This is a genomic window from Mucilaginibacter sp. OK268 (assembly GCF_900103125.1).
Classification (GTDB): Bacteria; Bacteroidota; Bacteroidia; order Sphingobacteriales; family Sphingobacteriaceae; genus Mucilaginibacter.
Genome location: NZ_FNJV01000002.1, coordinates 402,042 through 414,385 on the forward strand (window position 1 = coordinate 402,042; position 12,344 = coordinate 414,385).

7 protein-coding genes are annotated in these 12,344 nt (G+C 43.8%); all 7 read right to left on the reverse strand.

Annotated features, from left to right (window positions below; genetic code table 11):
* Positions 1-50: 50 nt before the first annotated feature.
* The 7 genes from BLR84_RS07575 to BLR84_RS07605 all read right to left on the reverse strand — a co-directional run bounded on the left by BLR84_RS07575 (position 51) and on the right by BLR84_RS07605 (position 12,243).
* Positions 51-4,178, reverse strand: coding sequence for an FtsW/RodA/SpoVE family cell cycle protein (locus tag BLR84_RS07575; RefSeq protein ID WP_090466567.1), 4,128 nt, complete (start codon positions 4,176-4,178; stop codon positions 51-53).
* Positions 4,179-4,264: 86 nt separating this feature from the next.
* The gene (locus BLR84_RS07580; RefSeq protein WP_090466569.1) at positions 4,265-5,716 is read right to left on the reverse strand and encodes a PP2C family protein-serine/threonine phosphatase; all 1,452 of its coding nucleotides are present in this window, start codon (positions 5,714-5,716) and stop codon (positions 4,265-4,267) included.
* A gap of 90 nt (positions 5,717-5,806) precedes the next feature.
* Positions 5,807-6,769 carry a hypothetical protein gene (locus tag BLR84_RS07585; RefSeq protein WP_090466570.1) on the reverse strand — a complete coding sequence of 321 codons (963 nt, stop codon included), beginning with the start codon at positions 6,767-6,769 and terminating at the stop codon, positions 5,807-5,809.
* A gap of 114 nt (positions 6,770-6,883) precedes the next feature.
* A complete protein-coding gene (locus BLR84_RS07590; RefSeq protein ID WP_090466572.1) occupies positions 6,884-8,320 on the reverse strand; it encodes a serine/threonine protein kinase in 1,437 nt (478 codons plus the stop codon).
* 215 nt (positions 8,321-8,535) lie between these two features.
* Complete coding sequence (locus BLR84_RS07595) at positions 8,536-10,833, reverse strand: glycoside hydrolase family 20 protein (RefSeq protein WP_255366877.1); 2,298 nt, start codon at positions 10,831-10,833, stop codon at positions 8,536-8,538.
* Between the two features lie 136 nt (positions 10,834-10,969).
* Entirely contained in the window at positions 10,970-11,800 is an 831-nt protein-coding gene (locus BLR84_RS07600) for an N-acetylmuramoyl-L-alanine amidase family protein (RefSeq protein ID WP_090466574.1), read from the reverse strand.
* Entirely contained in the window at positions 11,797-12,243 is a 447-nt protein-coding gene (locus BLR84_RS07605; protein WP_090466576.1) for a Fur family transcriptional regulator, read from the reverse strand. The genes BLR84_RS07600 and BLR84_RS07605 overlap by 4 nt, the downstream gene beginning before the upstream one ends.
* Positions 12,244-12,344 lie beyond the last annotated feature (101 nt).

Below are 12,344 nucleotides of genomic sequence, written 5' to 3' on the forward strand. Positions count from 1 at the left end.
ACTCCTTTATCTAAAAATCCTTGCTCTATAAATCCTTGTTCCAAAAATCCCTATTGCGTGGTATCCGTAGGAAAATTTATTTCCTCAGGTGCTTCCGCTTTTTCATGAACTACCACTTTTTCGGGATCGAAGCTTTTCATATAACCCTTTTTCAATAAAAGTGGGATTATATGATTCCCGGCCAGATGTACCGCATCCGACGAGCCCCGTGTTGATTCGATACGGATACACACCACCATATTGCCGGTGCCTTTAGCCTCGGGTGCAAAAAACACATACCAGCCATCATTTACGCTTTTATTTTTCACAATACGCTCGGGCGTACCGCTTTTACCGGCTACAGCTATATGCAATATAGGCACTTTCGGTGCACTTTGCGCTATCATGTATTGCTTCAGTAAGGCAGCGTACTCCGGTTTTTCGGCCAGTTTAAAGGCCGGTTTTACCGCTATTGCCGTATCGTTGGTCTTGAGTACAAAGCGATTAGGGTGCAACATCCCCTCATTAGCCACACCCGATATAAGCCTGGCTACAGCCGCAGGGGTCGCGATCAGCTCACCTTGTCCCCAGGCCATGCCCGATATACCTTTGGCCCTTGTTTTATGGATATTGTTAGGGTCATAGCGCGGCTTGGTATTAAATTCGGTTTTACGCCACAGGGTACGCCATTTCTCTTCCTGCGCATCATTTTCTGGTGGTTTGTTATAATAGTAGCCGCCTACACCATGCAAAAACATCCCAGTTTTCAGGTACAGGTTACCCATGTACTCTTCCAGGTGCTGCTGATTAGCCAGTTTGATAAAATATACGTTGTTTGATTTGGCAATGGCCCTTTCCATGGTGATCATCCCGGTTTCATCGGGCTCGATACCTTTTGTCCGGATGCGTTCTTCGGTACTTACATGATACACCACATCGGCAGCGCCCATGCCCAACTTATTAAATGCCGACATGGCTGTGAGCACCTTGGCCGTTGATCCCGGTTGCGAAGCATAGGTAAAACCCAGATCGGTAGTGGTCATCCAGGTGGCCAGTTTATTCTGATCAGCCTGCGCCATGGTCAACTGATCCCAGTTATGTACAGGCGGCAGCGGATACACCGCAGAAGTCAGTACATCACCGGTATTGGCTTCCATAATTACCACCGACACCCGGTTATCCTGTAAGGATGTATCGGCAGCGATGGCTTGTTGTATACTGGTTTGCAGTTCGGCGTCCACAGTAAGCTGCACATCACGGTTCTTGTTTTTAAAAGCAGCTATTTCGGGGCCGTTAATATCAGCAAGTAACAGCGGGGCCAATGCACTGTAATCGCGCTTGCTTACTGTCATCTCTTTCATGCCACGGGGTAAAAAGCGGTCTTCCTGGTAGCGGGAAGCTTTCACATTGTAGCTGGTAATAGGCATTTTAAATCCACGCAGCTCGGCGGCATGTTCGTACTCGGCGAAGTAACCATTGGTGCTGCCATTAAATACGCCGGTATTTTCGTCGCCCGTCCAAAAGAACATATTTTCTTCAAAAGGATAATATCTTTCAAGCCGTTTGTGCATAGCCGAATCCAGATCATAGTGCATGATACCGGTAGCGGCTAGTTTTTCTTTTTGTTTTTCTATCAGTTCTGGCTTGCTCGTAGCCAGGATCAATCCGTTACGATCCAACAATGAGCCCGCCTGCAATTTATTCATCAATATGGCGATACGTGGATTATAGCTAAACATGCGCAGACCGCTTTTATCAGCCACCAAAGCCGGTTTTACCACCCAATGCTTATTGTCGGCGCTATAACGCGAAACATTTACTGTAAGCAAAACTACTGCCGCCAAAGCAGCAGCGAGGGCCGGTACCAGGTTTTTATCCTGCTGCTTGGTGATAAAACTCATTTGTATCTGCGTCCCTTTTACAGAAGACACAGATAGCAGAAAACCTGCCGCCACCATATTGATCACCAATGACGAACCGCCATAGCTTTCAAATGGCAGGGACACACCGGATAAAGGCAAAGCTCCTATCGACCCACCAGCTATCAGGATGAACTGCACAAAACTACAAACACCAATACCTGCGCTGAGATAAAACAACAGCGGCGTACCGGTTTGCCGACCTATGATGATGGAGCGATGTAAATAAAGTAAGAACAGTATAAATATAGCCGCCATACCCGCCCAACCAAATTCCTCGCCGATGGATGGCAGGATCATATCGGTATGTGCTTCGGGAATGGTTTTGGCAAAACCCTGTCCTACGCCTGTACCGCTTAAGCCACCACTGGCCATGGCCCAAAGTCCGTTAGCTACCTGGTCGCCTCCATACACTTCATTGTTCCAGGGGTCCTGCCAGATGGCTTTACGTTCTGTTAATCGTTCAACAGGGCCGGGAATGATCTTGTCCAGACCGGGAATCTTATCGATGGTTAAAAAGGCAGTGATCACGATTAAAGCCATAAACGACGATTCGCTCAGCAAGCGGGGTTTTAAGAACCCTACAATGCCCCATACGCCAAAGGTGATGGCCGCGCTGATCCAGACATTTTCAAAAACCCAGGTGGCCAGTACAAACAGTATCACATAAGCGGCCATATGCATAAAATCGCCGCGCGAAAAGGAGAACAGGATAATAAACGTAAAACAGATCACCATTGCCGGGCCCAGATCACCCAGCACTAAAAACAGCAACAAGGTGATAACCGTGGCGATGAGCGCGAAGGAAAAGAACGACCAACGTTTACCCCAACTGGCATACTGACTAATGAATTTTTCATTAGCAGCAAAAAAGCCAGCTAAAAATATCATGATCAAATATTTCACGATCTCGCTGGGCTGCACACCCAACAGGTTCACTTTTACCCCGCTGCCTTCGGGCCCGGTACCAAATAAAATGGTACCAAATAATAAGGCCATAGCCACCAAGGCCCAGGGCCAGCCGTTGGCCGCGCTACGGGCGCCTTTAAAAAACAATAACCGGTACAAGGTAGAATCGGCATTAAAACGGCGCAGGTTGAAGAACTGCATAATGCAGATACCGCCTACACCAATGCCTAAATACATTAACGTATCCTTAGCTAAAAAACGGTCGCGCAAAGGATCTTGTAAACTCAATAGCGTCAATATGGAAATACCCGTGAGTAGCATGATCAAGGGTAATATCAACTGATCGGCTTGCTGGTAACGGCTGCTAAGCAGCAGGTGTATGATCACAAACCCGGCAAAAAAGCTTCCTACAATGATCCAATACCAATCATTAAACTCCTCGTGTGTACGTACAATGAAAGCTCCCTCCTTTTTCAGGATATTAAAATCGCGGGTGGATAATAGCTTTATAGTATGCGGTGCCTGGACAAAATTGAGTGTTTTATCTTTATCCAGTTCTACTACACCCTGCGAGCGGCCAAATTCAAAACCCGGTTGCAATGGCAATACTTCAAAAGCTTTGCCCGTAGGCAGGTTTTTAAATGCATAATGCCCCTCCGCATCTGTACGGGTAAAGGCGGTTAATGATTGCAGCTGACGTTTTTTATCAGCATTAACCACATAAACCTTTTTGTATCCGGCTGAGGCTTGCGTGGTAGCTCCTCTTGATGTGGTTTCTTCATCACTATAGATACTATCCTGCGGCAGTATCATGTTCAGTCGTACTAATACACCGCCAATAGCTTGCTCTTTATGATGAATGGTTCCCGATATGCTATATTCGCCCAAGCCCAGATCAGTTTGCACCGGTAATTGCGGGGGATGAACACGTTCTTGCGTAAACCGGATGGAATCATCACCCGTATAACCTAATAAAGAGCGTGAAACCAGCACTCTTTTTTTGAACGACTCGCCGCCATTGGCAAAAGCATCGTCGGCATTGACATAATAACGGCGTTTGTTCAACTCGCCTGCGTTATCAATCTCTTCACCAATATTTACTTTTGAAGCTATAGTAGACTTGATATAGTCAACATCCTTAGGGTCATCAAAATAATAACCTTTTTGCAACAGGGAGGCCACATTACGGGCGGTGTTGGGCGTGTTGAGATTAACGATGGTACCGTCCTGTAGCCGCTTATCTACATCAACAAACTTCTGTTGCAGCACAAAATAAAGCTTGCCAAAAAGTGCGACCAGTATAATACCAGTCAGCAATAAAAATAGCCGCTCCATTCCCCTGCCCGGTGACTTCGGTGTACCCTTATCCATTTTGAGAATTAAAGAGAGAATCAAAAGTCAAGAACCAAGAGTCAAGAGCTAATATTTTGGAATTAGGGAAATATCTCATCACATCATTATTTTTTCTTGATTCCTGATTCTTGCATCTTAGCTCCTGGTAAGGTATCAATTTTGAAGATGCCGCCAAATAACCTGCCCGACACTTGTTTGTTAGCCGGAAAACTATACGATGTTTGCACCGGCACCAGGCAATCATTAAATACCACATGCTTTAATACCAGGGCATCATTATGCGTAGTAATAGCTACTTTAAAACCTTCAAAAGCTACGCTGTCCAGCACGATGAATTTGCAGGTAGCCGCTAATGTAAGTGCAGGTCCGTGGTATAATGAGTCGCGCTTAAACAGGATGTTTCCTTTTGCTTTAATATACAGGCTGTCACCATCAATATGCAGGCTATCGGTTAAAACAATAGGCTGCGGATAATCAGCAGCAGATAAGATTAGCGTTTTTCCTTTTAGCTTGTTGATGGTATCCTGCAATTTGGTTTCCTGGGCATTTTTTATTTTCACGGGAGTTACATGCACCTTTACAGGAGTTTGCTTCAACTGATAGTTAAGCCAAAACTGCCATAAAAAACCCGCCAATGCCAGGGCCAGCAATATAAACAGCACAATCATACTGCCTCTTGTACTCTTTTGCCTTACCGGTATAGTTTCGGGGCCATCTGGTAATTTGGGTTGCGCCAGCGGATCAACGATCTCGTCCGTAACTTTGGCTGCTGGTGCTGCCGGACGGGTAGCGCTATGCTGCCGAGGGGCTTTATCATTGTGAACCAACACCACCGTTACATTATCTTTTCCACCTTTGCTATTGGCCGCGTCTATTAATTTTTTGCCTTTTTCTTCTATAGGATTATTATCGGTCAGTATACCGGTAATGAGGTTTTTGTCGACCAGGTCGGTCAAACCATCGCTGCAAACCAGCAGGGTATCGCCGGGAAGAAATGGAGAATGACCAGTCTCTACAAAATCCGGATCTTTGGATATTCCGGGGTTAAAACCAAGTGCCTTATTGATCTCGTTGCGTTTAGGATGATCCATGGCTGCCTCTTCGGTTAACCGTCCAGAATCTTCCAGGAAGCCTACAAAAGAATGATCCTTAGATATCTTGATAAGGGTATAATCGCGCAGTAGATACAAGCGGGTATCACCTACGTGTGCATAATAAAACTGATTATTTTGAATGTCGATCACGGCCAGCGTAAGCACACAGGCCATGTTTTCCAGTTGCTTGTCTGTCTTTTTTTTATCGTATATTTTTTGGTTGGCTATAATTATACTATTTACCAGCAGCGGCACTACATCACCGGCAATATAAGAGAGCTGCTCAAGGATACAGTCGCGCGCTATATCGGCAGCCACTTCACCACCTACATAACCACCTACGCCGTCAATTACACAGGCAATAATAAAATTGCCGTCACCGGATTTTTGGGCAATAAAGGTATCCTCATTATTATCCCGCTGCCGGCCAATATCTGTTATTCCGAAAAAATTATTTGTCATGGTTTTTACTGGAATTTTTGATGTCGATAAAATGGGCCATTAATAATAAAACGCCTATTGCCAACAGCCCGAATGATAATATTTGTGACATTATGCTTCGGGTTTAAATATGTTGATGCCAATGATGCCGTTGAGTAATATTTTGGAGTTGAAGGGCAGATCCACCCATTGCGGCGCGTTTACATCGCTGCGTACAACCTCCTGCTCATTGATCAGCGTACGCTCACCAAAAGATGCCAGGTAAAATTTACCATCGGCTTTATTAAGACGGATGCGTAGATGCGGGGTATTCACCCAATCGCTGGGCACTTTGAATACGGCACGCTCTTCCCGGGTTTCCTCGTTGCCTGATACCACAATATCATCATCCATTACCAGGAACTCCACTTTACGGCCCACAAACTGTTTATCTGGCATAATGGTATCCAGGCGGGCCAGAATCTTATCGCCTGGCCGGTCAATTTCTTTTTCTTTATGGTTCAGATCATAAGCATATGGCAGTTCATAATAACCTTCGCTGTAATAAGTAAAGCCCTTCAGGATATCGTTGCTGATATCGAGAGTCTGAGCCACACCTGTATGACGAGGGATAAAAGTTACCCGCAAGTTTTCTTCTTTTTTATCGCTACCCGGCAACAGCTTGCCGATAAAGCCCTTATCACCTTTGGCATAATCAGGATGTGAAACCAGCCGGAACACCCATTTGGAGCTGGAAGGTTCAACTTTTTTACCTACTTCCTGATATTCGCGCAGCAACTCGTAGAATTTTTTTACCGATTCATTAACAATGATACCAAAAAGACCGGAGCGATTATTGATAAATTCCTGGTAGTCTTCCTCGTTAAAACTGATGATGAACTCGTGGTAAAACACCACCCGATCAGCAAATGAAAGCTGACCGATCGATTCTTTAAATTTTTCGATGATGTATAAATAAACATCATCTGGAGTAAGCGCTTTTATACTTGCGGCCGCGGCATTGGCTGGTTTCCCGTTTGGCAAAAACCAATCCTGCAGCCCTATTTTTTGCCAGAATGTAGATTTTGGTTCCATTCTTTATTAAATTCTAAATAATAAATTCTAAACTCTAAGTTCTAAATACTAAACTCTAAAACCTAAATTATAAATCCTTGATTTTTACTCCCTTAATCCTTGATCTATTCAAAGCTAAAAGTTCAAATTGGAGGTATCCTTGGTTTTGGCGCTGTCGCGATAAAACTGAGGTTCCTGTGTATTTGTTTTTTTATATTTCATACCCTTGAGTATAGAGTCGGTTTGCGAATCAACCTCTGGTGGTATACCCGATTCATCATTAACCGGGCTTGTATCCTGTTGTTTCTCGGGTTCCTTTTTTTGCTGAGGGAGGATAACGTTCCTGGCAGAATCCACCGGCTTTTTCGGCTTAAAAAGCCGGTTATAAACACCGTGATATATCCTGTCGCCATACTTGCTTAACACCACTGCCGAAAACACAGTAAAACCGCAAAGCATGAGCATAAAAAATATAAAAATTGGCTTTGACATGCGCACTTGCTTTCCGTTATCTACAGGTATATCAGCACCTTCCGTGATCACCGCTTGAACAGGCTTATTATTTTCGGCTTCCTGGTAATATAAGAGCAGACCTTGCAAACGCTCGTTCTCTTTAAGTAATACCGATGAGTTCCAGGTATCATCCACCTGGTTATTACTTACCGCGGATATGCTACTGTGCATCAGGGTTTCCTGTAACTCAATACCATCTACAAAGCGGTCATCCGGATCCTTTTTAAGGCATTTGGCCACTATTTGCAACAGCCAGGCTGGTACCAGCATTTCGTGCTCTTTTTTCTTATCGGCCCAGCTTTCTGGCAGATTGTTTTTGCGTAGCTCCATCACATCGGGCACAAGAGATTCCATGTGGGCCAGCATGACGGCATTGCGTGCAGTTTCGCCGTTGTCGCGCAGCGGGAACGGTACCTGCCCTGCTATCAACTCATACAGGATAACGCCATAGCTATACACATCGGTCTGAAAATACATCAGACCTTCGTTTTGTTCCGGCGCCATAAATTCTATAGCCCCGGCATGACGGATACTGGTACGGCGCTGATCATCAGACATGGCAGAAAGACCAAAATCCAACAGTACATAATTACCGGTATGGATATTGAATTTTACGTTATTGCTCTTGATATCGCCATGTTTTACAGAGACCTTATGACAATGCGACAAAGCATTCGCCAGCTGATCAGCCAGTTTAATGATCTCTTTAATCGTGAAGATGGGCTCGTGCGGCGGTTTCAATAGGTCCTCCAGGTCGGGGCCATCAATAAATTCCATTTCGATAAATGGGAACGAACCACTTTCTGTAATACCTGAGTTTAATATCTTAACTACATTAGGGTTAGGTTCTTCGTTTACCTTTTTTAATTTTTCAACCTCATTTTGAAAATTACGAAAATTCTTATCGTCGGTGCTTTCGGTATGGATAGGGGTAGGTAATAACTTTACCGCGGTAATGATGGGGCCGTAGCGCCTGCCTTTGTAAACTGAGCCCTGGCCGCCCGTTCGTAAAGCGCCCATATTCTCCAAACCCTCGGTTATTGTAAATACTTTGCTCATGGAGTAATTGTCCTCGCGGTGCTTTCTGTGTAAAATAACTTCATATTAAACATTATATTATTTCAACATAACGCACGCATTAGTGTTTGGTATAAAATTAGGAAAAAAAATATGGATGGCTGTCTGAATCAGAATTTACAGAATTTTAGAATTAATAAAATTTTTAATGTCAATTCTGAAAATCCTCAAATTCTGTAAATTCTGATTCAGACGACCTAATTCACGACCAACTCATCCACCATCAACCATGCCTTAGCTCCGGCAATGTATTCGCCGGGTGGAATGATGCCTTTGTTGGTTCCTTTTACACGGATGTACCTGGCTTGCGCAGGTTTTATACTCGCCCTTACCGTGTTGATCCCATTATTGTTAAAGGTAGTTTGGCGATAAACCTCGGTATAGTTTTTACCATCAGCCGATGTTTCAAAGGTGAGCAGTGTAGGTTCCCACATTTTTTGCCAATGATATTTTAAAATATTAATACCCAGCTGTGATACGGACTGAACTTTTCCCAGATCAACCACAGCTTCGAGATCATCACCGTTGAAACCATACCATTGCCCGTCGTTATACAGTTTGCTGCCAAAAACTCCGTTCACCAAGCCGAATGTATTGCCCGGGTTATATCCGCCTTGTGGCTGATTGGCGAGAGTTACTGTTTTACCAATGGCTTTATGGAGGTAAAAATCTTTTTCATAAATGTGCCCGTACCGCTTTACTCCGCTAAATACTGCTGCCTTTACTTTACCTGATGTGCTGATCAGAAACGGCTTATAATACTTTTTACTTTTTAACCCGGGCTCAGTTCCATCGGTTGTATAATAGATATGACTACCGGGTAGTGTACTGTTTAAAGCCAACTGTACCTGCTGATCTGCCGACTCGTTTACACTATCAGTAATTTCGTCAAAGGTGTTAGCCGCGTTAATGTTTAGTTGTTTAAGGAGTGGTTGTTCATAGCGTAGTCGCCTCAAAAAATTGGGGTAGCTTTTATTCCCTTTGTCTGTCCATCCAATTTCGGCCAAAGCCAGTATCCGCGGGAATATCTGATGCTCAGCTTGCGCGGTGCTGGCCAGGTATTCGCTCCAGGCGTTGGCTTGCACACCTTTAATATATTTAGCCTCATCGCCACTCAATTCTTTGGTTATGGGTTCATAATTATAAACTTTACTTAATGGTGTATACCCGCCGCCTGCCAACGGTTCGCTAGGATATAGGGATTGGTAATAATCCAGGTAAACGTATTTTTCGGGTGTCATGATGGCGTTGTGGTGAAGTTTTGCCGCGGCAATGCCACCCTCCTCACCTGTCCAGCTCATTACAGTGGCACCTGGGGCAAGTCCACCCTCCAGTATCTCGTCCCAGCCAATGATCTGGCGACCTTTGCTGTTGAGGTATTTTTCCATCCGACCGATGAAATAGCTCTGCAATTCGTGCTCATCCTTCAAATGCTCATCTTTAATACGCTGCTGACATTTCGGGCAGGTTTTCCATTTGGTTTTAGGACATTCATCCCCGCCGATATGGATATATTTAGATGGGAAAAGCGGTAAAACTTCATCCAGTACATTTTGTAAAAAGGTAAAGGTTTGCTCGTTACCGGCACAATATACATCGTCAAAGATCCCCCAATAGGTGGCTGCTTTGTATGGCCCTCCGGTACATCCCAATTCGGGATAGGCTGCCAATGCGGCTAACGCATGACCCGGCATTTCTATTTCGGGAATGATGCTGATATGCCTTTCCATAGCATATTTCACAACAGCTTTAACTTCCTCTTGTGTATAATAGCCGCCGTAACGTTTGCCATCAAAGCGATGCGGACTATCCTTTTTATGACCAATAATGGTTTCATCACGATAAGCGGAAATACTTTGCAGCAGCGGATATTTTTTGATCTCGATACGCCAGCCCTGGTCGTCGGTCAGGTGCCAGTGAAAAGTATTGATCTTGTATAAGGCCAGCAGATCGATCCATTTTTTAATTGCATCCACTTTGAAAAAATGGCGACTCACATCCAAATGCATTCCCCGGTAGGCAAACCGCGGATGATCTTCGATAGTACAACCCTGCACAATTACTTTTCCATTTGATTTATGCAGTAATTGTATCAGTGATTGTAAACCATAAAATACGCCGGCCTCATCATGCCCAATAATGCTGATCTGTTTTGCAGTTACTGACAATCGATAACCCTCTGGCTGTGTAACTTTAGCAGAATCAATATTTAATAAAAAGGATTGATAAGTTAATTTTTTGCCTGGCGGTAAACTATACCCCGCGATAGAATTGAAATACTGCTCAAAGAAGTCCAGGTTATCAATACTGATACCTGGGCCAAGCCATATACTGGTCGACAGGTCAAAATTGAATACCTCTTTACTTTTTTGCACTTTAAATGGCTGCGGTATAATTCCCTGTTCTTTAACCTGGGCATTTACCACATTCATCAATAAACAAAAGTATAAAGTATAACGGATATGTTTTAAAACGACGGTGCAGGTATTGATCATCGGCATGGAGTTGTTAAAGCCGAATATAGCTGTTTATGGTGAAAATCTGCTGTTAAAATTCCCCTCTTTAGAGGGGGCGCGGCAGGATGTGTAATGGCAGGGGTGTGTTCTTTTTTCCGCTTAAATCATTTTCAGATTACAGCGCCCCGATCGCTTTGCGATAGTTATTAATCGCCTTAATGATAGACTGAACGATCTCGTTTTGCCCCTCAGGCGAGTTCAGGTAATCTTCCTCCTCCGGATTATTGATAAAACCTGTTTCGATGAGTACGGCCGGCATGGCGCTGTGGGCCAGTACCAACACCCCTTGCTCCTTTACTCCATTACTTTCGCGGCCATTGGTGTCTACAAACTCGGTATTCAGCAAATCGCCAAAAAGGATGCTTTGCTTACGATATTTTTGGATATAAGCATTCAGGATAATGAGGTTAGAGGGATCGCTTTCGTCATAACTCTCATAATTTTGCTTGTAATCTTTTTCAATAAATATAGAGGAGTTTTCGCGTACAGCTTCTTCCTGCTCCTTTAAGCGGTGGAAACCATAAACCAGCAATAATACCCCTTTACGTTTATGTGCTACGGCCGCGTTACCCTCGGGCGATGAATTACAGTGTATAGAGATAAACAGGTTACCATGACTTTGGTTGGCAATAGCCGATCGTTGATTAAGCGGAATAAAGGTATCGTCGGTACGCGTCATGATGGTTTTAACGCTGATGATCTGCGAATCAATAGCTGCCTTTAATCTTTGGGCAATGGCCAATGTTACCGTTTTTTCGTTAGAGTATGATCCACGGGCACCGGGATCTTTACCACCGTGACCGGCATCAATAATAATGGTTTTAAACTTAAAAGTAGAAGTAGCCGGAATGGTATCCCTACCGGGGGTAAACGAACAAAGACTAAGAAATAAAAATAACAGTCCGCAGTTTACGATAATGTAGAAAAGCTTTTTATCTAAGATCATTTTTTAGCCGCTTTTTTACTGCATTTTGGGCATAAGCCTGTAGCATACAAAGTAAAACCACTGGGTTCAAATCCAGGTGGAAGGGTTATTGTTGGCAGATGCAGGTCGTCAAGACAATAAACGTTTTTACAGTTGGTACAATTAAAATGTAAATGTTCGTCGTGATGATGGCCCTCATCGCAATTGGAGGTACATAGGGCATAATTAGCTGTGCCATTTAAATCAAATACCTTATGGATAATACCCTTTTCTTCAAAGGCGTTCAGGATGCGATAAAGCGTAACACGGTCAATGTCGCTCATTACACTTTCCAGATCTGGCTGGGAAGTGGCTGCACTCCTTGATGACATCATCGATAAAACCCTGAGCCTTGGCGCAGTTTTTTTTAAATGATGCTTGTTCAGCAAATCTTCAAAATGAAAATTATTGCGGGTTTGTGCCATTTAATTAGGGTATAATATAAGCCTGCAAATTTAGCAAGAATAACTAATGGTTTAAAATAAGGTTTGGCTAATTGGTAAAAGTTTAAGATTGTTGCCTATCA